At 63.8% G+C, this 20156-nt stretch carries 19 protein-coding genes and 1 pseudogene; 11 read left to right on the forward strand and 9 right to left on the reverse strand.

Features of this window, described 5'->3' with window-relative positions; translation table 11 throughout:
• Window positions 1-44: 44 nt before the first annotated feature.
• The 5 genes from ACE3QM_RS12910 (at window position 45) to efp (ending at window position 6212) form a co-directional block, all read left to right on the forward strand.
• Window positions 45-2480, forward strand: coding sequence for a heavy metal translocating P-type ATPase (locus tag ACE3QM_RS12910; RefSeq protein WP_374422384.1), 2436 nt, complete (start codon window positions 45-47; stop codon window positions 2478-2480).
• Window positions 2480-2656: a cbb3-type cytochrome oxidase assembly protein CcoS gene (ccoS, locus tag ACE3QM_RS12915; protein ID WP_048411241.1), complete on the forward strand. Its 177-nt coding sequence runs from the start codon at window positions 2480-2482 to the stop codon at window positions 2654-2656. Before ACE3QM_RS12910 ends, ccoS begins: the two co-directional genes overlap by 1 nt.
• A gap of 225 nt (window positions 2657-2881) precedes the next feature.
• Window positions 2882-4183 carry a NupC/NupG family nucleoside CNT transporter gene (locus ACE3QM_RS12920; RefSeq protein ID WP_048411281.1) on the forward strand — a complete coding sequence of 434 codons (1302 nt, stop codon included), beginning with the start codon at window positions 2882-2884 and terminating at the stop codon, window positions 4181-4183.
• Window positions 4184-4440: 257 nt separating this feature from the next.
• The gene (earP, locus tag ACE3QM_RS12925) at window positions 4441-5586 is read left to right on the forward strand and encodes an elongation factor P maturation arginine rhamnosyltransferase EarP (RefSeq protein WP_374422387.1); all 1146 of its coding nucleotides are present in this window, start codon (window positions 4441-4443) and stop codon (window positions 5584-5586) included.
• Between the two features lie 62 nt (window positions 5587-5648).
• Entirely contained in the window at window positions 5649-6212 is a 564-nt protein-coding gene (efp, locus tag ACE3QM_RS12930) for an elongation factor P (protein ID WP_048411239.1), read from the forward strand.
• An 83-nt stretch (window positions 6213-6295) separates the two neighbouring features.
• Here the strand turns inward: efp and ACE3QM_RS12935 are convergent, their stop codons facing one another.
• The 7 genes from ACE3QM_RS12935 to ACE3QM_RS12965 all read right to left on the reverse strand — a co-directional run bounded on the left by ACE3QM_RS12935 (window position 6296) and on the right by ACE3QM_RS12965 (window position 12518).
• A complete protein-coding gene (locus tag ACE3QM_RS12935; protein ID WP_048411238.1) occupies window positions 6296-7228 on the reverse strand; it encodes an alpha/beta fold hydrolase in 933 nt (310 codons plus the stop codon).
• Window positions 7229-7420: 192 nt separating this feature from the next.
• Window positions 7421-8002, reverse strand: coding sequence for a uracil-DNA glycosylase family protein (locus ACE3QM_RS12940; protein WP_374422390.1), 582 nt, complete (start codon window positions 8000-8002; stop codon window positions 7421-7423).
• Window positions 8003-8014: 12 nt separating this feature from the next.
• A complete protein-coding gene (gene zapE, locus ACE3QM_RS12945) occupies window positions 8015-9178 on the reverse strand; it encodes a cell division protein ZapE (protein ID WP_048411886.1) in 1164 nt (387 codons plus the stop codon).
• A 113-nt stretch (window positions 9179-9291) separates the two neighbouring features.
• Window positions 9292-9915, reverse strand: a complete 624-nt coding sequence (locus ACE3QM_RS12950; RefSeq protein WP_374422392.1) for a thiol:disulfide interchange protein DsbA/DsbL — start codon at window positions 9913-9915, stop codon at window positions 9292-9294.
• A gap of 50 nt (window positions 9916-9965) precedes the next feature.
• Window positions 9966-10298 carry a hypothetical protein gene (locus ACE3QM_RS12955; RefSeq protein ID WP_048411884.1) on the reverse strand — a complete coding sequence of 111 codons (333 nt, stop codon included), beginning with the start codon at window positions 10296-10298 and terminating at the stop codon, window positions 9966-9968.
• 481 nt (window positions 10299-10779) lie between these two features.
• Window positions 10780-11604: an alpha/beta hydrolase gene (locus ACE3QM_RS12960; RefSeq protein WP_374422395.1), complete on the reverse strand. Its 825-nt coding sequence runs from the start codon at window positions 11602-11604 to the stop codon at window positions 10780-10782.
• A gap of 281 nt (window positions 11605-11885) precedes the next feature.
• Window positions 11886-12518, reverse strand: coding sequence for a response regulator (locus ACE3QM_RS12965; protein WP_156183996.1), 633 nt, complete (start codon window positions 12516-12518; stop codon window positions 11886-11888).
• Window positions 12519-12629: 111 nt separating this feature from the next.
• Here ACE3QM_RS12965 and ACE3QM_RS12970 point away from each other — a divergent pair, with 111 nt between their 5' ends.
• On the forward strand, window positions 12630-15560 hold the full coding sequence (locus tag ACE3QM_RS12970) for an ATP-binding protein (RefSeq protein WP_374422398.1): 2931 nt from the start codon (window positions 12630-12632) through the stop codon (window positions 15558-15560).
• Between the two features lie 227 nt (window positions 15561-15787).
• The gene (locus ACE3QM_RS12975) at window positions 15788-16117 is read left to right on the forward strand and encodes a DHCW motif cupin fold protein (RefSeq protein WP_048411883.1); all 330 of its coding nucleotides are present in this window, start codon (window positions 15788-15790) and stop codon (window positions 16115-16117) included.
• 7 nt (window positions 16118-16124) lie between these two features.
• Here the strand turns inward: ACE3QM_RS12975 and ACE3QM_RS12980 are convergent, their stop codons facing one another.
• Window positions 16125-17084, reverse strand: a complete 960-nt coding sequence (locus tag ACE3QM_RS12980; RefSeq protein ID WP_374422401.1) for a restriction endonuclease — start codon at window positions 17082-17084, stop codon at window positions 16125-16127.
• Between the two features lie 277 nt (window positions 17085-17361).
• On the opposite strand from ACE3QM_RS12980, the gene ACE3QM_RS12985 reads away from it, so the two are divergent.
• The 4 genes and pseudogenes from ACE3QM_RS12985 to ACE3QM_RS13000 form a co-directional block, all read left to right on the forward strand.
• Window positions 17362-18084 (forward strand): aspartate/glutamate racemase family protein, encoded by a 723-nt coding sequence (locus ACE3QM_RS12985; RefSeq protein WP_374422403.1) that lies wholly within the window; start codon window positions 17362-17364, stop codon window positions 18082-18084.
• A gap of 83 nt (window positions 18085-18167) precedes the next feature.
• Window positions 18168-18596: a molybdopterin-binding protein gene (locus ACE3QM_RS12990; RefSeq protein ID WP_374422405.1), complete on the forward strand. Its 429-nt coding sequence runs from the start codon at window positions 18168-18170 to the stop codon at window positions 18594-18596.
• A gap of 7 nt (window positions 18597-18603) precedes the next feature.
• Window positions 18604-18810: a hypothetical protein gene (locus tag ACE3QM_RS12995; RefSeq protein ID WP_374422407.1), complete on the forward strand. Its 207-nt coding sequence runs from the start codon at window positions 18604-18606 to the stop codon at window positions 18808-18810.
• A gap of 167 nt (window positions 18811-18977) precedes the next feature.
• Window positions 18978-19157, forward strand: a pseudogene (locus ACE3QM_RS13000) (DUF1801 domain-containing protein); the annotation flags it as partial.
• On the opposite strand, the gene ACE3QM_RS13005 reads toward ACE3QM_RS13000, so the two are convergent.
• Window positions 19146-19907 (reverse strand): hypothetical protein, encoded by a 762-nt coding sequence (locus tag ACE3QM_RS13005; RefSeq protein ID WP_231461183.1) that lies wholly within the window; start codon window positions 19905-19907, stop codon window positions 19146-19148. The pseudogene ACE3QM_RS13000 and the gene ACE3QM_RS13005 overlap by 12 nt on opposite strands.
• Window positions 19908-20156 lie beyond the last annotated feature (249 nt).

Consider the following 20156-nt stretch of genomic DNA (forward strand, 5'->3'; position numbering starts at 1 on the left):
CTAGCGCAAGCCAAACGCGGCCGGATTGATTACAATCGGCCATCATGAGTGAAAACTGCTTCCACTGCGGCCTGCCGGTGCCGCCCGACGTCCAGTTCCCGGTCAAATACCGCGAAGTCGACCAGCCCACCTGTTGCGCCGGCTGCCAAGCGGTGGCGGTCACCATCATCCAGTCCGGCCTGTCCGATTACTATCAGCACCGCACCGAGGGCGCGCGCCAGGCCGAACCGGTGCCGCTCGAGCTGCTGGAGCAGATCAAACTCTACGATTCCGACGAGCTGCAGCGCAGCTTCGTGCGCTTCGAGGCCGAAAACCTGCGCGAGGCCTCGCTGATGCTGGAAGGCATCACCTGCGCCGCCTGCGTCTGGCTCAACGAGCAGCACATCCGCCAATTGCCCGGCATCGTCAGCGTCGACATCAACTACAGCAACCACCGCGCCCGCGTGCGCTGGGACAATAGCCGGATCCAGCTGTCCGCCATCCTGGAAGCGGTCAGCGCCATCGGCTATCGCGCCCACCCTTACGACGCCGAACGCCAGGAAGCGCTGAACCAGAAAGAGCGCAAGCAGGCGATCAACCGCCTATGGGCGGCCGGCCTGTCCATGATGCAGGTGATGATGTACGCGGTGCCCATCTATCTGGCGCCGGACGGCGAGATTTCACCGGACTTCCTGTGGCTGCTGCACTGGTCCAGCTTCATCCTGACGCTGCCGGTGGTGCTCTACTCCGCCGTGCCCTTCTACCGCGCCACCTGGCGCGACCTCAAGACCCGGCGCGTGGGCATGGACACCCCGGTGACCATAGGCATTCTCACCGCCTTCTTGTCCAGTTTCTGGGCGCTGATCAACAAAGTGGAGCACGGCGTCTATTTCGACTCGGTGTCGATGTTCGTGTTCCTGCTGCTGGGCGGCCGCTACCTGGAAGGCATCGCCCGCCGCAAGGCCGGCGAAGCCACCGAAAGCCTGGTCAAGCTGATCCCGGCCTTCGCCCACCGCCTGGCCGGCTGGCCGGCCAGCCGTCAAAGCGAGGAAACCACGGTGGCGCAGCTGCGCCCCGGCGACGTGATCCTGATCAAGCCCGGCGAGACCATTCCCGCCGACGGCGTGGTGCTCGACGGCCACAGCGCCAGCAATGAGGCGCTGCTGACCGGCGAGAGCCGTCCGGTCAGCAAGGAGGTCGGCGCCGCGGTGATCGCCGGCAGCGTCAACGCCGCCAGCCCGCTGGTGGTGCGGGTGGACCAGACCGGCCAGGACACCCGGCTGGCCGGCATCGTGCGGCTGCTGGATCAGGCGCTGGCGGAGAAGCCGCGGCTGGCGGTGATCGCCGACCGCTTCGCCAGCTGGTTCGTCGCGCTGCTGCTGCTGGCCGCCGCCGGCACTTACATCGGCTGGCACTATATCGAGCCGGACCGCGCGCTGTGGATCATGGTGGCGGTGCTGGTGATTTCCTGTCCCTGCGCGCTGTCGCTGGCCACTCCGGCGGCCTTGACCGCCGCCTCCGGCCACCTGGCGGCGCTGGGCGTGCTGACCACCCGCGGTCACGCGCTGGAAACCCTGCCCAAGATCAGCGATGTGGTGTTCGACAAGACCGGCACCCTGACCCACGGCGATATGAGGCTGCTGGACAGCTGGACCGCCCCCGGCCGCGACGCGGCGGCGGCGCTGGCGACGGCGGCGGCGCTGGAACAGGGTTCGGAACACCCGGTGGCGCGCGCGCTGCTGGCCGCCGCCGGCGATGGCCCGCACCAGGCGGCGGACGCGCTGCGCAACCACCCCGGCCAGGGCGTGACCGGCCAGCTGGATGGCCATGCCTGGCGCATAGGTTCGCCGGAATTCATCGCCTCCCAATTGGGCGACTGCCCACTGCCCGCCGTCGACTGGCACGGCGACAAGACCTTGATCGCGCTGGCGGACGAAACCGAACTGGTGGCGCTGTTCGCCATCGGAGACGCGGTGCGCGCCGACGCGGCGCCGCTATTGCGCCAACTGAAACAGCGCGGCCTGCGCGTGCACCTGCTCAGCGGCGACGGCGCCGGCGCGGTGGCCAGCCTGGCGCGCCAATTGGACATCGACGCCCACATCGCCCGCGCCGCGCCGGAAGACAAGCTGGCCTACGTCGGCCAGCTGCAAGCCGCCGGCAAGCGCGTGCTAATGGTGGGCGACGGCATCAACGACGCGCCGGTATTGGCCAAGGCCGACGTGTCCATCGCCATGGGCGGCGGCACCGACGTGGCGCGCGCCAGCGGCGACATGGTGCTGATAGGCGATAAGCTGGGCCTGATCGCCAGCGCCTTCGAACTGTCGCGCAAGACCTTGTCTGTGATTCGTCAAAACTTGTGGTGGGCCGCCGCTTACAATATCGTGGCGCTGCCCTTGGCCATCACCGGCCATGTCACGCCGTGGATCGCCAGCCTGGGCATGGCGTCCAGCTCTCTCATCGTAGTCGGCAACGCCCTCCGGCTGGTCAAACGGAAATCCTGATGGAAAGCTTGTATCTGCTCATCCCGCTCAGCCTGGTGCTGGCCTTCGTCATCGGCGGCATTTTCTGGTGGGCCACCCGCAATGGCCAGTTCGACGACATGGAAGGCCCGGCCCACCGCATCCTGATGGACGACGACAAGCCCAAGGACGGCGACGCCGACGCGCGCCGCGACTGAAACCCCCGCCAGCCGGAGCCCTCGCGCTCCGGCCCTCCCTCCGCCCCACCCAAACTGAATAAAATCAAGGACAAAGCGTCACAATCGCTTTTGTTTTCCGGTTTTTGCTGTAAAATCGCGCACCTTGAGCAATATTAGCTAATCATCATCTAATTATCGTTGGATCCGCCTTGTCCGGCGCAGCGCCGGCCTGTCAACTTCCGCATCTTCATCTCAGGGTTGTTCGTGAATACCATACAAGCTCTCATCGGCATGCTGTTCCTGCTCGGCACCGCATACGCGCTTTCCACCAATCGCAAGGCCATCAACTGGCGCATCGTGCTGATCGGCCTGATCATGCAAAGCACGCTGTTCCTGGTCATCAACTATGTGCCCGCAGCGCGCGCGGTGTTCGAAGCCTTCGGCTCCGGCTTCGCCAAAGTGCTGACCTTCTCCGGCGAAGGCGCCAGCTTCGTGTTCGGCGACCTGGCCAAACCCAGCGGCAGCATGGGCTTCTTGTTCGCCTTCATGGTGCTGCCGGTGATCATCTTCTTCTCCGCCTTCAGCGCCCTGCTCTACCATCTGGGCATCCTGCAGCGCGTGGTGGCCGGCATGGCCTGGGTGATGAAGCGCAGCATGGGGCTGTCCGGTCCGGAAAGCCTGACCGTGGCCGGCAACATCTTCCTCGGCCAGACCGAGGCGCCGCTGCTGATCCGCCCCTATATCCAGCACATGACCCGTTCCGAGCTGGCTTGCGTGATGATCGCTGGCATGTCCACGCTGGCCGGCGGCGTGCTGGCCGCCTACGTCGCCTTCCTCGGCGGCAGCAATCCGGCGGAGCAGGCCAAGTTCGCCACCTATCTGCTGATGGCCTCCTTCATGAACGCGCCGGCGGCCGCGGTGTTCGCCAAGATCATCTATCCGGAAACCGACCGCGACCACGCCTCCGGCGACAAGCTGGACTACAGCCAGGACGACGATCAGGGCAGCTTCATCAACGCCATCGTCAACGGCGCGATGTCCGGCATGAAAATGGCCGCCGCGGTGGCCACCATCATCCTGGCCATCGTCTCCATGATCGCGCTGGCCAACTTCGTGGTGAAGGACGGCATCGGCGCCGCGCTGGGCGTCAACGAAATGATCAAGGCCTCCACCAACGGCGTGTTCGACGGCCTGACGCTGCAATACCTGTTTGGCCAGGCCTTCCGCGTGTTCGCCTTCATGATGGGCGTGAGCTGGCACGAAACCCTGGAAGTGGGCAGCCTGCTGGGCCAGAAGATCGTGGTCAACGAGTTCATCTCCTACCTGGACCTGGCCAAGATGAAAGCCGCCGGCACCCTGTCGCCGCAGGCCATCCTGATCTCCACCTTCGCGCTGTCCAGCTTCTCCAACTTCAGCTCGGTGGGCATCTGCGTCGCCGGCATCGGCGCGCTGGCGCCGTCGCGGCAGAAGGAACTGGCCCAGATCGGCATGCGCGCGCTGGCCGCCGCGGTGATGGCGGGTTTCATGACCGCGACCACGGCCGGCCTGTGGATGTCGATTTTCTAAGAGCCTGCTCAAAGTCTGCTGCGCTTCGGCGATACGGCGTTGAACAGGTTCTAAAAACAATCGCCGCGCACAAAACGCCTGATATTGCGTTGCGCCGACTTGCCGTACCACTTGTACTGTCTGCGTCGGCGCGCCTTGTCTCAGGCGTTTGTCCGCGGCGTCTTAATCTTTATGCAACCCCGCGCTCCGGCGCGGGGTTTTTCATTAACCCGCGGCGGCGTGCTAAGCTGCCGCCATTTTCACGCGCGGCACCGCCAATGGAACGCAAACACTGGGATATCTTCTGCGCCGTGGTCGACAACTACGGCGACATCGGCGTCGCCTGGCGGCTGGCGCGCCGGCTCGCCCATGACTTCGGCCTGGAAGTGCGGCTATGGGTGGACGACCTGGCCAGCTTCGCCCGCATCGCGCCCGATCTGGACCCGGCCCTGCCGGCCCAGCGCCTGGCCGACATCGACGTCCGCCACTGGCCGGCGGACGGCCCGCCCGCGGACACCGTGCCCGCCGAGGTGGTGATCGAGGCCTTCGGCTGCCGGCTGCCGGAGCACTTTGAACAGGCGATGGCCGCCAAGGCGCTCAAGCCGGTGTGGATCAATCTGGAATACCTGTCGGCGGAAGACTGGACCCGCGGCTGCCACCGCCAGCCCTCGCCGCATCCGCGGCTGCCGCTGACCAAGCATTTCTTCTTCCCCGGCTTCGAGGCCGACACCGGCGGCCTGATCTGCGAGCAAGGCCTGCTCGATACCCGCCGCCAGTGGCAGGGCGACGGGCTGGCGCGCCGCGCCTATTGGCAGTTGCTGGAGCTGCCGGAGCCCGCCGCGGACGAATGGCGGGTCAGCCTGTTCGCCTATGAAAACCCCGCCGTCACCAGCTTGCTGGCCACCTGGGCGCTGGGCGAGCGTCCGGTCACCTGCCTGGTGCCGGAGGGCAAGGCGCTGCCCGACGTCGCGCGCGTGTTCGGCCACCCGCTGCGCGCCGGCATGCTGGCGCGCCAGGGTCCGCTGACGGTCAAGGTGCTGCCGATGACCGATCAGGACAGCTACGACCTGCTGCTATGGTCCTGCGACCTCAACCTGGTGCGCGGCGAAGACAGCTTCGTGCGCGCGCAATGGGCCGGCCGGCCGTTGCTGTGGCATATCTACCCGCAGGACGACGCAGCCCACCTGGCCAAGCTTGATGCCTTTTTGTCACAGTACGGCGCGGCGCTGCCGAATCCAGCGGCGCAAGCGCTGAGCGCCGCCAGCCATGCGTGGAACCACGGCGCCGACATGGCGGCCGCGTGGACGGAATTGGCCGCATGGCTACCGGTTTGGCGCGAGCATGCCGTGGCTTGGCCGGAAAAATTGCTGGCCGATGGCGATCTGGGCGACAGACTGCTGCACTTTGTCCGGGAAATCGGCTAGAATACGCCGTTTTTCGGAAACCTTTTTTTCCGACTTCAATCAAGAGTTTGGGACTTTTAGTAATGAAAACCGCACAAGAACTCCGCGCCGGCAACGTATTCATGGTAGGCAGCGACCCGATGGTCGTGCAGAAGGCTGAATTCAGCAAATCCGGCCGCAACGCCTCCGTTGTGAAAATGAAGATGAAGAACCTGTTGACCGGCGCCGGCAGCGAAGCCGTATACCGCGCCGACGACAAGTTCGACGTCATCGTGCTGGACCGCAAGGACTGCACCTACTCCTACTTCGCTGATCCGATGTACGTGTTCATGGACACCGAATTCAATCAGTACGAAGTGGAAGCCGACAACCTGGGCGACACGCTGAACTTCATCGTCGACGGCATGGAAGAAGTGTGCCAAGTGACCTTCTACGACGGCAAGGCCATCTCGGTTGAACTGCCGACCACCGTGATCCGCGAAGTGGAATACACCGAACCGGCCGTGCGCGGCGACACCTCCGGCAAAGTGCTGAAGCCGGCGCGCCTGGTGGGCACCACCTTCGAAGTTCAGGTTCCGGCCTTCGTCAACACCGGCGAAAAGATCGAAATCGACACCCGCACCAACGAATTCAAGAAGCGCGCCTAAGCGCCCTCTTGCTTCGCAGTGCCCAAAGCCGCCCGGCGCCATGCGCCGCGCGGCTTTTGTTTTGAGCGGCGCCGGACGACGCCTCAGCGTCCGGCCGCGGCCAGCGCCTCGTCCTGCCCCGCCGGCAAGGCCCGCCGCCGCGCGAATTCCAGCCACAGCGCGGCGACGCGGCGCGGCTGCTCCAGCATCGGCAGATGACCCACCTGCTCCAGTATCTGCTTTTCGCTGCCGGCGATGGCGGCGGCGAAGCAATCCGCGTCCTCCACGTGCAGGATGCGGTCCTCGCGCCCCCAGACAATCAGCGTCGGCGCCTGGATGCTCGCCAACAAGGGCCGCTGATCCACGCTGTCGAACAGGTCATCGAAAATTTTGCGCTCCACCTCGACGCGCTCCGCCTTGCGCGCCGCCGCCACCTCGATGGCGAAGCCGGGCACTCGCGGCGGCTGGTACATCGCCCAGTCCAGCATTGCCCGCACCCCTTCCGCGCTCGTCATGTCCAGCATCGGGTTTTCACCGCTACGCTGCCACAGCTCGGCCATTTCACTGGCGCTGACGCCAGCGCCGGCGGCGTTGAGCAAGGTCAGGCTGGCCACCGCCCGCGGATAGCGCGCGGCGAAGTTGGCGGCGATGGCGCCGCCCATGGAGTTGCCGATCAAATGGACATGCTCCGCGCCCCAAACCGCCAGAAAGGCGCGCAAGCGATCCGCCTGCGCCTCCACCCGGTAGCTGATGTCCAGGCCGGACATGCTGTCGCCGTGGCCGGGCAAATCCGGCACGATCAGCCGGAAGGTCTTGGGCAGGCAGCGCGCCAGCATCGCCCAGTGGTCCTTTTCCGCGCCAAAGCCATGCAGCAACACCAGCACCGGCGCGCCAACCGGCGCCGCGCGCTCCAGCCAGCTTAACTCGCCCTGCTCCAGGCTGCGCCGCCGCGGCCTCAGCCCGGCCCAGCGCCGTTGCTGACGCACGCCCCAGTCAAACAACCATTGCTTGCCATTCCAGATCCAGCGTCGCCACATTGCAGCCTCCTTGGAAAACCATCGATGGTGAATAGTGCTTAGAGCCTGTTCAAAGTCTCGCGAGCAAGAGCGAGACAAGGCGAAAACGAGCGAAAAAGCGGAATGTACAGGTGGTACATGAGCATTTTGAGCTTGGTTTCAACGCCCATTTCTATCCATCCCGCCGACGCGCAGCAGACTTTGAACAGGCTCTTAGCCGCGCTCCAGCACCTGCGCCACCCGCTGCCGCAAAGCCGGCAACAGCTCGGCCTCGAACCAGGGATGGCGGCGCAGCCACAGCTGATTGCGCGGGCTGGGATGCGGCAAGGGCAGCAAGGCCGGCCAGTGCTCGCGCCAGCGCTCCACCGCCTCGGTCAGCCGCGGATAGCGGCCCGGCAGATGATAGCGCTGCGCGTACTGCCCCAGCAGAATCGTCAATTGCAGATGCGGCAGGCCGGCCAGCAAGGGCTGGCGCCAGGCGGCCGCGCATTGCGGCGGCGGCGGCAAATCGCCGGACTTGCCGGTGCCAGGGTAACAGAAAGCCATCGGCAGGATGGCGATGCGGGTTTCATCGTAAAACACCGTCTTGTCCACGCCCAGCCAATCGCGCAAGCGCTCGCCGCTGGGGTCGTCGAACGGCAGGCCGGACGCGTGCACGCGCCGCCCCGGCGCCTGGCCGGCGATCAGGATGCGCGCGTCCGGATGCCATTGCAGCACCGGGCGCGGGCCAAGTGGCAGGCTGTCCGCGCACAGCCGGCAGGCGCGCACTTCTTGCAGCAGGCCGGCGGCGTCCATGCGCGTCGCCGTTTACAGCACCACGCCGACCGGCGGCTGGTCGTGGGTCTGGCCGACGGACTGGTGCGGCAGCTCCAAATAGCTGCGCGATTGCATCTCGGTCAGCCGGCTGGCGGTGCGGAAGAATTCGCTGGCCTGCACCCCCTCGGTGTACAGCTGTTCCGGCTCGGCGGCGGCGGAAGCCACCAGCTTGACGCGGTTGTCGTAGAACACGTCCACCAGCCAGGTGAAGCGGCGGGCGATGGACGCCTCGCGCGCGGTGATCCTGGGGATGCCGCTGACGAAGACGGTATGGTATTCGGTGGCGATTTCCAGATAATCGGTCTGCGCGCGCGGGCCGTCGCACAGGGCCAGGAAATCAAACCAGATCACCCCGGCGGCCAGGCGCTTGACCGGAATCTCGCGGCCCAGCACCTCGATGGCGCGTTTTTTCTGCTCCACGCCGTGGCTCAGGCGCTGGAACAGCTGCTCCATCTTCTCCTCGTTGGCCGCGTCAGCGGGCACCATGAACAGCGGTTCGCGCGTCAGCTCGCGCAGCCGGTAGTCGTTGCCGCCGTCCACGTTCAGCACTTTCAGCTCGCGCTTGATCAACTCGATGGTGGGCAGGAAGTTCTGCCGTTGCAGGCCATTGGGATAGAGACTATCCGGCGCGTAATTGGAAGTGGTGACCAACACCACGCCGCGCTCGAACAAGGCCGACAGCAGTCGGCCCAGCATCATCGCGTCGGCGATGTCGCTGACGTGGAATTCATCGAAGCACAGCAGGCGGGTGTCGCGGGCGATCTTGTCGGCATAGGCCAGCAGCGGGTCCTTGCTGCCGGCCAGCGCGCGCAGCTCGCGGTGCACCTCGGCCATGAAGTTGTGGAAATGGATGCGGCGCTTGCGGCGGTAAGGCACGCAGGCGTAGAAGGCGTCCATCAGAAAACTCTTGCCGCGCCCCACTCCGCCCCAGAAATACAGGCCCTTGGGCACGTCCGGGCTGCGCAGGCTACGTCCGAGGAAGCGATTACGCTTGCTCTTGAACTCCACCAGCTGGTGCCACAGCAGGTCCAGCTCCTCGATCGCCGCCGCCTGGGCCGCGTCGTGGATGAAGCCGGGTTTTTCGCTGGCAGCCTGATACCAGGCCTTGGGGCTGAGATGGGCGTTCCCATCCGGGGAGAAAGTATGCTGGGACATGGGTGGCGGAGTGTGCAAACGCTATAAACGATACGGCCTGCCATCATACCCCGTTTGCGCCCGCGGGCAAAAACGATGCCGCCGCCCGCAGGCGGCGGTGTTCGCCATCCTGCTCAGATTTCGCCGTTTCTTTGCGCCCGCACCTTGGCCAGCAATGCATCCAACACCTCTCTGCTTCGCTCCGGCGCTGCCGCGGCAATCGCATATTTGCCGTCCACCACCAGCATGGGCGTACTGAAGATCCGGTAATCCTTGGTGAACTTGGCGATGGCCTCCACTTGCGCCTTGACCGCGAAGGAACGGTACACCGCCATGGTCTTGGCCACGTCCACGCCCGGCTGACGGCGCAGCCAGGTTTCAAACTCCGCCGCCTCACCCAGATTGATCTTGTCGTGCTGCACCGCGCGGAAGGCGGCGGCATGCAGACGATCGGCCAAACCCGCGACACTAAAGGTAGCGAACACTTGGGCGAACCCTGCCATCGGCTTGCCCCACACCACATGCTTGCGCACCACGCTCACATCCGCCGGCTGGGTCTTCAACCAGGCCGATACCGCTGCGTCCTGAGCATAGCAATGCCGGCATGGGTAAGAAAAAAACTCAGCCACTTCGATCTTGTCACCGCTGGACACCGGATGCGGCTTGGGCAATACCAAGTAATCCTTGCCCACCACGACCTGAGCTTGCGCCGCGCCCAAGGCCAATAAAAACCAGCACAATAGCAAGAATGCTCTCATGACAACTCCACTCAATAGATTCCATTGCCGGCCAACAGCCCGACCCAGGCTCAGGCCGTGGCCTGCAAAGTCGGCGCCTCGACCGTCTTTTCCACTTTGTTAAACTTGGGCTCGACCTTGCCCAATGCGCGCAGGCGCTGCAGCTCCTCCCGCAACAGCTTGATTTCTTCCTGCATTTTCTGGCGCATGTCCGCCTCCGCCTTGCGCACGTCCAGACTCAGTTTTTTATCCATTTCCGCCGTCAATTTCTCATCCAGAAACGACTCGTACTTCTTGAACAACTCATCGCGGTAAACATCCAGCTGCAAACGCAGCATGAGGTTTTCCTCCTCCATTTCGGCCAATTTGTGCTGGAACTGGGCGACATTCATATTGAAGTTCATGCTTCCTCCTAGCAGATGGCTCACAGACGCGCGGCCCGCCCGCACCGACAAGCCAGAGCGGGATTCCGCTTAAAAAAATATCCCTCTCCCAGCGGGGAGAGGGAGGCAAACAGGGTGGGTTTGCAATAGACACTAGGCAGCTCACCACCGGGGGATCGGCGTGAGACCCCATGCGGCAGGAGTGCCGCACAAGATGAGGCCAGTATGCGCAAACGCGCCGTCCAAAAATATCTGACCAGTACGAAAAGCCGACGGCAGCACGAGCCAACGCCGGCGGCGCGTTTCAGAACCTGTTCAAAGTCTGCTGCGCTTCGGCGATACGGCGTTGAACAGCGAATAGGCGGGGTCTTGAAATAGGAAACAGGCGGTTCAAGCTTGGTGAGCGAGAATGAGGACAGGCGCTGCGGTGAATTCGGCGGGGCATGCCGACACCAGCAAAACGTTGAGGAGCGCCCCAATCAAGAGGATTTCACTTTGAGGTTCAATATTTGATCACTCTATCAAGCGCCCTCTGCCACGCGGCCTCATCTCGCCGATAACAAGCGTCATGATCCCCGCCTTGCATGAACAACTTGGCTTTAGGCCGCGAGCTGAGTTGATATAGGCGCTCGCCCAATGCCATCGGCACCACATCGTCGCCGGAGCAATGAATGAATAGCTTTGGCGCGGCAATGGCCGCCAGCTTGGAATAGGAAGAGAAATCATGGCGAATCAGCGCGTCAAACGGCAGCCATGAGGCGGTATAGGATTTGGCGATGTCCGCGACGGACAAGAAACCGCCGTCGACAATCACCCCGTCCACGCCCAGCGACACCGCGGCCATGTCCATCGCGATGGCTCCGCCCAGGGAGTGACCGTAGACCAGATGCTTGGACGCTTCCGGCGACCGTTGCTTGAACGCTTGCCAGGCCACCCTGGCATCGGCGTAGACCGAATGCTGCGAGGGCAAGTACCAGGCGCCGTCGCCATAGCCGCGGTAGTCGATCGCCATTACCGCCAGGCCCAGCCGGCGCAGACTGAGAATCAGATCGATATCGGTGTGCAGCGTGCTGTCGTTGCCGTGCAAAAACAGCACCGCCGGCGCGGCGGGCGATTCAGCTGGCAGCCACCACGCATGCACCAGGCCGCCGCCCTCTGTCCCGGGAACGGGCAGCCAGGCCTCCTGGTAGGCCACCCCGTAATCTTGCGGCGTCTTGCCGGTTTGATACGAGGGACTGAGGATGAAGTATCGCTGCGCCAGTTCCCATAGACTCAGCGCCAGCAGAACGGCGGCCAACAAGGCCAGGATTTTTTTAAGCGTGCCCATGCGCACCGCCAGACTTTGACACACCACTCGCCATCAAAAAGCACCCAGTTCAATATAAACGCCATGCTCGCCTGCTTGCCGTCTTTCAGGCCCAGGCGAAATCCAATCCGGCAGCATAGCCATGCTCGATGCGAGGGGATATTTGACCAGTACGAAATCCGTGCCGTGCGGCGGAAGCGGCTATCACGCCCCTCTTCGGCCTTGCACGCAAAGAGGAATGGCGGGAACCCGAGGAGGAAAAGCGGCACCAAGAATGATGCCGTGAAGAGCATGACAGGGAGTCAGGACTGGAATAGCAGCAGCAAGTCCGCGTCGCGTTCCGCGCCCAGCTTGCGCATGGCGCTGGCTTTCTGGGTACTGATGGTTTGCTTGCTGCGCTTGAGTTTGGCGGCGATGTCGTTCACCGTCAGACCGGCGACGAAGAGCCGCACCACTTCCGCCTCGCGCGCGGTCAGCGCGCGCTGGCCGGCCGGCTGAGCCAGCTTGTCCGCCTCCAGCAGACGCTCCACCGCCGGGGAGAAGTAGGCCGTTTTAGCCATGGCGCCGTATACCGCCGGCAACAGGTGCTCGATGGCGTCTGACTTGCTCAGGATGCAATGAATGCCCAGGCCGCGCAGTGAGCGCACCACCAGCGCGTTGTCCATCATGGTGAGCACCACGATGCCCAGTTCCGGATACAGCCGCCGCAGACGCTCGAACATTGCCGCGCCGTCGCCGGATTCACAACCGGGCATGGAGTAATCGGACACCAGCACATCGCAAGGCTGGCTCGCCAGCATATCCCACAAGGCAGTGGCGCTATTGGCCTTGCCCGCCACCCTGATGGCGCGCTGGCCTTGCAAGGCATGCTCCAGGCCGCTGAGCACCGAGGGATGATCATCCACCAGGAAGACTGTTATTTCCGCTGCCGTCATGTCATCCACATGAAATTTAAACAATTGTTTTCAACACAATCTATTTTTATAGCTAAGCAAATATACTGAAAATGGTCAACCGCCCAGCCAAGCCCCCCCGCCGGAAGCCGCATGCGCAATTCTAGCTCCTCCTCCCCTCAAAGCCAGCCGCTCAGCCGCCTGCGGCGTATCCAGCGCATCACTTTGTTTGGCGGCGGCATCGCCATTTCGCTGGCGCTGCTGGCCTTGACCCTGTTATCGCTATGGCTGTCCGGCAAGGAAATGCTGGCGGACCGGCACCGGATGTTCGATGCGGAAAATACGGCGCTGAAGGTGGTGCTCAGAGGACATGCGATCGATCTCCACCACCAGGTCAGCCAGGCCGAGGCGGCGTGGAAAGCGCTGCCCAAGGCAAGCCCGGCGCTACTGCGCCAATTCACTACGTACAACGGCGAAGCCTGGCTGCAAGCCTCCCCGGCTCATCCTCCGGCACTGGCCATGGGCGAACTCTCCACTCAATATCCGCCCCCCCGTTTCGAACCTTATCTGGCGCTGGCGGAGCATGCCGCCAGCGCGATGTGCGGCGGCGACTGCGAGTTGAGGAAGTCAGTAAACGCCTATTTGTATAGCCCGGACCAGCGGTTTCTGGCGATTGTCTCCCCCAGCCTGCCCTCGGTGGCTTCAGCCAAGCCGGACACCAGGGCTGCTCTTCGGCTGAGTGTTTTCAGCAATATGCCCAATCCGACAGCCGGCCGTCAGCCGGCCTGGCAGGCCTCCGCCGTCGCGCCGCTGACCGGCCGCCCCGCCATCCGTCTGGCGCAAGCCGCCGTGGTCGACGGCGCGCCCGTCGCTGTCTTCGCCAGGGATATCCGCATCGATAGCTTGCTGAATACCTGGCGGCCGGACATCCGCGATGAAACCACCTTGCTCGCCAGCCCGATGGGGCCGCTGCACATCAGCGTAGGCTGGCAAGCACAACAAGGCTCGCAACTGATCGCGACCCTCCGCGACATGGCCCTGCCCCCCATAGACGACACGGTGTCCGACCTCCAATACCGCGATGGCCTGTTCATCCTGCGCGCCCGCCTTCCCACCCCGGGCTGGGTTCAGATCCAGGTCTTTCCATGGCAGAGCCTGCTGAATGATTTGCGGCTGTCGCTGATCATCAACCTCAGCGCACTGCTGTTTGCCCTTACCTGCCTGTGGACCATCATCCTGCTGCTGGACCGCAAGATCTTCAAACCCGCTTTTTCCAACGCCCAGCGCATTTTTGAAAGCGAGAACCTGAACCGCATCATGGTGGACACCTCCCCCTCCGGCCTGACGCTGCTGTCCATCGCCGACGGCACGGTGCTGCTGGAAAACGAGGTGATGAGGCAATGGACGCGGATAGGCTCGACAGCCCACCCGCCCCTGCGCCTGCAGTTGCTGGACAGCCACCTGGCCGCGTCCCCGCTCGGCGCCACGCCTTGCCACCGCGACATCCAGTTTGCGCTGGCGGACGGCCAGGCCATGGAACTGCACAGCACCACCATGGCCACGCGTTACCAGGGCATCCGGGTCTTGCTGTGCAATGTGGTGGACATCACCGCGCGCAAGGCGCTGGAGCGCCAACTGGAAACCGCACGCCAAACGGCTGAGGCGGCCAGCCAAGCCAAGTCCTCTTTCGTAGCCATGGTCAGCCATGAGATCCGCACCCCGCTGCGCGCCATCGTCAGCAGCCTGGATTTGCTCGGCCGCGCCCGGCTGGCCGCGCCGCAACAACAGCGCCTGGCGGTAGCGAATCATTCGTCCCAGGCCTTGCTGGCCATCATCAATGACATCCTGGACCTGTCCAAGGTGGAATCCGGGCTGTTGCGCGTGGAGAGCATTCCCTTCGATCTGGCCGCGCTGGGTCGCGAAGCCGCGGCCAGCATGGAGCCGCTGGCCCGCGCCAAGGGCCTGGAATTTTCCTGCATGATGGACGCGCAATTGGCGCCGGCTTATCTGGGCGACCCCGTCCGTGTCCGGCAGATCATGCTGAATCTGCTCGGCAACGCCATCAAGTTCACGCTCAGCGGCGAAGTGTTGCTGGAGGTTTATCTTCAGGATGACGGCCGCGCGGATTCGCCGGTGCGCATCGGCGTGACGGACAGCGGCGTGGGCATCCCTGCCGAATACCACGACCAGGTGTTCACCGAGTTTTCCCAGGCGGACGCCTCCATCACCCGCCGCTTCGGCGGCACCGGCCTGGGCCTGTCGCTTTGCAAGAAGCTGGCGGAACTGCTGGCGGGGACGATCGAATTCACCTCCACCCCGGGTGTGGGCAGCACCTTCGTGGTGACCCTGCCCTTGCCGCCCTGCGCCGCAGTACCGGTTGCCCAGCCAGTTGCCAAGCCGCCCGCCATTCTGCCAGACCCAGCCACGCCGGCGGCCCGCATCCTGGTAGTGGACGACCACCCGGCGATTCGGACGCTGATCCAGGACCAGCTCCGCGAACTGGGCCATCAGGCGGATACCGCCGCCAGCGGCGCCGGCGCGTTGGCGCTGGCCACCCGTCAGGATTACGCCTTGGTGCTGACCGATCTGAGCATGCCGGACATCAGCGGCTATAGCCTGGCTCGGGCGCTGCGCGACAGCGGCTTCTCCGCTCCCATCGTCGCCATCACCGCACAGGCCGGCAAGGCCGAACAGCCGCTCTGCGCGCAGGCCGGCATCGACGAGCTCATGCTCAAGCCCTTTACCCTGGAGGAACTAGACCAGGTTATCCGCAAACACTTGGCTTTGAGCCCCGCCAGCGCCCGGCTCCCCACAGCGCCCGCGCCCTTGTCTGCCTCCCGGCGCGCCGAGCTGCTGAGCGCGCTGGACCATGCTCTTCTACTGATGCGGCAGGCCTTGAAAGGAGCGGACGCGCCTCTATTCATGCAGCAGCTGCACGCCACCAAGGGCGCGTTCGCCATGGCGGGCTTGGCGCCGGTGGAGGAGTTGTGCGCGGAAATCGAGCAGCTGGCAGCAGCCGGCCCGCGCGAAGAGATAGGCGCGCTGCTGGATCGGCTGGAGGCGCTGGCGCACGCGAGACTTTGAACAGGCTCCAAGACCGCTATCGCGGCCCGGGGACATCGGCAACAATGGCCAGGCGCTTAGAACCTGTTCATAGTCTGCTGCGCTTCGGCGATACGGCGTTGAAAACGACTTCGAAATGCTCATGTACCGCTTGTACATTCCGCTTTCTCAGCCGTTTTCGCCTTGTCTCGCTCTTGCTCGCGAGACTTTGAACAGGCTCTTAGAACCCCTACCCAAGAGGAGCCGCCATGAAAATATCCGATCTTCCATTCGGCATCAGCGATTGGTCCGCGCTGGAGCCCACCCAACATGCCGGCGAAACCGGCTGCGCCTATTGGCGCACCCAGCGCTTCGGCGATATCCGCGTCCGCATGGTGGAATACACGCCGGGCTACCGCGCGGATCACTGGTGCGTCAAAGGCCACATCCTGCTGTGCCTGGAAGGGGTGCTGCACACCACGCTGGCGGACGGCCGCAGCTTCACCTTGACGCCCGGCCTCAGCTATCAAGTCGCCGACGACGCTGAACCGCATCTGTCCCATACCGAAACCGGCGCCAAGCTGTTCATCGTCGATTAAGGCCGGCTCAAGCCGTCTCCATCGCTTTTTGCCGCATCCGCAGTATCTGCTTGCAGCGAGGATAGCCAGGGCAGCCCCAGAAGTCGGGCCGACCGCCCTTGCCGGCGACATGGCGCATCGTGGCGCCGCAGCCGGGACAAGTCGGAGTGCGGTAATCGCCGGCGGTGGCGAACGCCAACAACTGCTGCCGGGCGCCGCCGGGCAGGCGCTCGATCAGCGTCAACAACATCTCCCCGTCGATCAAGCTAATGTGATTGCTTCGCGCCACGGTCTTGGCATCGTCGGAGAATCTGCCGCTGGTCATGAAAAAAGCCTTGGCGATTTTCTCGTGAGTCATTACGCCCAGCAACTCACGGATAGGCTTCACGCCGACATAGCGCTCGCCCCAGGCCTTGCATTGCACTAGCGAGGTGGCGCGGCCGGAATCATCCTGGAACAGCCGGATATCGATGCCGCCGTCCGGCCCCAGCGGCGTGGTTTCGGAACGAATGCCTTTCAATTCGTAAAATTTCTGGCAGACATCCTCAAACCGCTTCCATTCGATGTCGCGGATCAAGCCCAGCGACCATTGCGCGGGCCGCTCCTCGCTGGCCGCGGGGGTCTTGCTCGCCGGGTATTCCCGGAACGCCGGTTCCAGCGGCAATGGCGTCCCTCTCGCCGCCACCGGATCGATTTTGAAACTAAACCGCGGCTTAGCGGCCCGCCGCGACAGGGACAGCGCGGCCAAAACCAGGAAGAACAGCGCAATGGGCCAGCCCAGCGCGGAAAACGCCTCGGCTAGCGGCTTCAGCAATGGATTACTGGCCCCGAACGCCGGCAAGGCGCTTTTCAAAATCAGCAGGCTGAGCCCGGCCAAAGCGACGCTCACATACCAGGGCGCGGCGATAAGAACCTGTTTACGATCTGCTGCGCGTCGGCGATACGGCGTTGAAAACCGTTTCGAAATGCTCATGTACCGCTTGTACATTCCGCTTTCTCAACCGTTTTCGCCTTGTCTCGCTCTTGCTCGCGAGATCGTAAACACGTTCGAAGAAGCTGGGCTAAGCTTTCCTTTCTTTGCCGATATCTGCGTGCCATATTCCGCTCATTTATTATTCCAAAGGCATTTTAATGGCATGGCGCGCATTCGCGCAAACGCGAGGCTCTGGCCACCACCCATCCATTGCCATACTCTTGCATCGAATACCGATGCCCTTGCCCGGCATCAGGGACACCCTCTTCCGCAATCACCATCAAGGAACGCCATGAGAACCCTCGGCCTGCTGGGCGGTATCAGCTGGGTATCGACGCTGGATTACTATCGCTACCTAAACGAAGGCGTCAACGCGGCTCTGGGCGGCCTCAATTTTGCCGAATGCGTGGTCTACTCGCTGAATTTCAACGAGATCCAGCAGCGTGGCTGGGACGACTGGGAGCACACCTATGCGCTGCTGCTCAAAGGCTGCCTGCATTTGCAAGCCGCCGGGGCCGAGGCCATCGTGCTGTGCGCCAATACCGCGCACGTCGTGGCCGAGCGCCTGGAAGCGGCGGTCGGCCTCCCCATCATCCACATCGCCACGGCGACGGCGCGGGAAATCTCACAGCAGCGGCTGCAGACCGTGGGGCTGCTCGGCACCCGATTCACCATGGAGCTGCCGTTTTTCCGGGACAAGATGCGGCAACACGGCATCGAGACCTTGATCCCGGAGGCGCAGCACACCCGCGATTTCATTCAGCGCACGCTGCGCGACGAACTGGGCCGCGGCCTGGTGTCTCCGACCACCAAGGCCGCTTATCTGGAGGTGATCCGGCAGTTGATCGCACGCGAAGCCGAAGGCATCGTCTTCGGCTGTACCGAATTGCCACTACTGTTGAGTCCGGCCGACGTGCCGGTGCCGGTGTTCGACACCACTCGGATTCATGTCGAAGCCGCGCTAGAGTTCGCGCTCGGCGCAGCAAACATTGAGCAGCTTATTAGGCCGAAATAGCTACAGGCGCGCCACCCGCTTCCGCATATACTGTCCGCACATCACCAATGACACCCCCACCCATCCGACATCAAGGACATTCCATGCTCACCAGCGCCCGCAACCAATTCGCCGGCAAAGTCACCGCCATCCATCCCGGAGCGGTCAACGACGAGATCGACATCGCCCTGCCCGGCGGCGAGGTGATCACCGCCGTCATCACCCAGCGCAGCACCGCCAACCTGGGCCTGACCGTGGGTTGCGACGCGCTGGCCATCATCAAGGCTCCCTGGGTGATCCTGGCCAACCCCGAGGCCGGCATCAAACTGTCCACTCGCAACCGCCTGGAAGGCCGGGTGTCCGCGTTGCGCCCGGGCGCGGTGAATGCCGAAGTCGAAATCAAGCTCAATGGTGGTGACACCCTGGTGGCCATCGTCACCCAGGAGAGCGCGGACGATCTGGACCTGGCCGCCGGCAAAGCCATCGTCGCCTTCTTCAAGGCCTCCCACGTGATTGTCGGCGTCCGGATCTGAGCCCGGCATGAAGCCCTCTTCCGCGGCCGAGCGCGCGCCGGCCTCCACCCTGATAGACCGGAGAATCGCCGAACTCAGCGACTGGCGCGGCGCGGCCTTGGAGCGGATGCTGCGGCTGATCCGGGAAGCCGCCCCGAACGTGATCGAAGAATGGAAATGGATGGGCACCCCGATCTGGTCTTTGCGGGGCATCCCTTACACCGGCGAGTCTTAGAAGCTGTTCAAAGTCTGCTGCGCTTCGTGAAGCGTTGCCCGGTGAGTACCAGCTCAAAATACTCATGTACCACGTGTACATTCCGCTTTTTCGCTCGTTTTCGCCTTGTCTCGCTCTTGCTCGCGAGACGTTGAACAGGCTCTTACGCGTCCGTCGTCAAACCGACCTTCATCAAAGGCGCGGCGCTGCCGGACCCGGCCCAACTGTTCAACGCCAGCCAGGGCGGCAAGGCCAGGCGGGCGATCGATATCCGCGAGGGCGAGGAAGTGGACGCGGAAGCGTTCAAGGCGCTGATTCTGGCCGCCGTCGCGCTCAATGCCGGCAAGCAAGCCGGCCTAGAGCCTTGACCGCTCCGCGGCCGCGCGCCGCCTGTCTCGCAGATAACGCCACACGCCGTTCAGAATGGCCGTCGGCGACAGTTCGGCCATGGCCAGCAAGCCGTGGCCCTCATGGTAGTCCGGATTGTGCTCGACAAAATAGCGCGCCGCCGGACGCGGGTGCTGCAACCAGAATTGGCGATCGGTCTGGCTGTCCCGAGTCAAAATGCCCAGCTTCACCACAAAGGGGCGCTCCGCCGCTGGCGCCGCCATGCCGAAACTGCCGCACAACTCCGCCGCCAGCCGCGCCAGCGGCTGCTCCATCCCCCGCTCCGGGCTGGGCCACATGCCAGCGGCGTACTTGTGCATCTGGATGAAGCTGGACGGATGGATCATCGCACCCAGGAAATACATGGGCCGCCACGGGCCGCGCAGCCAGTAGCGCAACATGCAGCCAGCCAGGAAAGGCATATTGCTATTGCGGCCGCGGTAGTCTTTGAGCAGCCCGGCCTGCCCGCGCAAAACCTTGACTTCGCGCCCCGCCGCGCGGCGCTGGAACAGGTGGACGGCGCAATAGCCCACCGCCTGACCGTGTTCGCCGCGATGCAGCAGGATGCTGCTGTGCTCGGACTCCGGCAACACCATCTTGCGGAAGGCCGCCCGGTCCATGCCGCTGAAAACGGCGTCGTGCACTTGATAGGCTTCATCCACCAGGCGCTCGCGCCCGGCCATGGTCAACAAGTGCGGATATAGGGTGTCTGAGTGAGTGATGGTGCCCATGGCTCCTCGCGCGGGGTGGGACGTCGAAACGCAGCGCATGGTAAGCAGCGGGTCTGGACATCACCACTGACAGATATGCCAATGTTGTTTTTAATTCACTCGAGACCGCCGGCCCGCGCCCAGGCCAAGCATGAAAAAACCCCGCCAAGGCGGGGTTTGTCGTTTGCTGCCGAGGATCAGGACTTGGCCGGGGCTTCCCAGCCGCCGCCCAACGCCTTGTACAGGCCCACCACCGCGTTCAGATGATCC

It is taken from the genome of Chromobacterium sp. (assembly GCF_041912965.1).
GTDB lineage: Bacteria > Pseudomonadota > Gammaproteobacteria > Burkholderiales > Chromobacteriaceae > Chromobacterium > Chromobacterium aquaticum.

What these genes read in the sequence shown, in the direction of transcription:
- ACE3QM_RS12965 (WP_156183996.1), bottom strand. Translation starts at nt 12,518, where the DNA reads ATGACGGCAGCGGAAATAACAGTCTTCCTGGTGGATGATCATCCCTCG.
- ACE3QM_RS12975 (WP_048411883.1), top strand. Translation starts at nt 15,788, where the DNA reads ATGAAAATATCCGATCTTCCATTCGGCATCAGCGATTGGTCCGCGCTG.
- ACE3QM_RS12935 (WP_048411238.1), bottom strand. Translation starts at nt 7,228, where the DNA reads ATGTGGCGACGCTGGATCTGGAATGGCAAGCAATGGTTGTTTGACTGG.
- earP (WP_374422387.1), top strand. Translation starts at nt 4,441, where the DNA reads ATGGAACGCAAACACTGGGATATCTTCTGCGCCGTGGTCGACAACTAC.
- ACE3QM_RS12980 (WP_374422401.1), bottom strand. Translation starts at nt 17,084, where the DNA reads ATGTACAAGCGGTACATGAGCATTTCGAAACGGTTTTCAACGCCGTAT.
- ACE3QM_RS13005 (WP_231461183.1), bottom strand. Translation starts at nt 19,907, where the DNA reads ATGGGCACCATCACTCACTCAGACACCCTATATCCGCACTTGTTGACC.
- ACE3QM_RS12970 (WP_374422398.1), top strand. Translation starts at nt 12,630, where the DNA reads ATGCGCAATTCTAGCTCCTCCTCCCCTCAAAGCCAGCCGCTCAGCCGC.
- ACE3QM_RS12985 (WP_374422403.1), top strand. Translation starts at nt 17,362, where the DNA reads ATGAGAACCCTCGGCCTGCTGGGCGGTATCAGCTGGGTATCGACGCTG.
- ccoS (WP_048411241.1), top strand. Translation starts at nt 2,480, where the DNA reads ATGGAAAGCTTGTATCTGCTCATCCCGCTCAGCCTGGTGCTGGCCTTC.
- zapE (WP_048411886.1), bottom strand. Translation starts at nt 9,178, where the DNA reads ATGTCCCAGCATACTTTCTCCCCGGATGGGAACGCCCATCTCAGCCCC.
- efp (WP_048411239.1), top strand. Translation starts at nt 5,649, where the DNA reads ATGAAAACCGCACAAGAACTCCGCGCCGGCAACGTATTCATGGTAGGC.
- ACE3QM_RS12950 (WP_374422392.1), bottom strand. Translation starts at nt 9,915, where the DNA reads ATGAGAGCATTCTTGCTATTGTGCTGGTTTTTATTGGCCTTGGGCGCG.
- ACE3QM_RS12995 (WP_374422407.1), top strand. Translation starts at nt 18,604, where the DNA reads ATGAAGCCCTCTTCCGCGGCCGAGCGCGCGCCGGCCTCCACCCTGATA.
- ACE3QM_RS12955 (WP_048411884.1), bottom strand. Translation starts at nt 10,298, where the DNA reads ATGAACTTCAATATGAATGTCGCCCAGTTCCAGCACAAATTGGCCGAA.
- ACE3QM_RS12990 (WP_374422405.1), top strand. Translation starts at nt 18,168, where the DNA reads ATGCTCACCAGCGCCCGCAACCAATTCGCCGGCAAAGTCACCGCCATC.
- ACE3QM_RS12960 (WP_374422395.1), bottom strand. Translation starts at nt 11,604, where the DNA reads ATGGGCACGCTTAAAAAAATCCTGGCCTTGTTGGCCGCCGTTCTGCTG.
- ACE3QM_RS12910 (WP_374422384.1), top strand. Translation starts at nt 45, where the DNA reads ATGAGTGAAAACTGCTTCCACTGCGGCCTGCCGGTGCCGCCCGACGTC.
- ACE3QM_RS12940 (WP_374422390.1), bottom strand. Translation starts at nt 8,002, where the DNA reads ATGGACGCCGCCGGCCTGCTGCAAGAAGTGCGCGCCTGCCGGCTGTGC.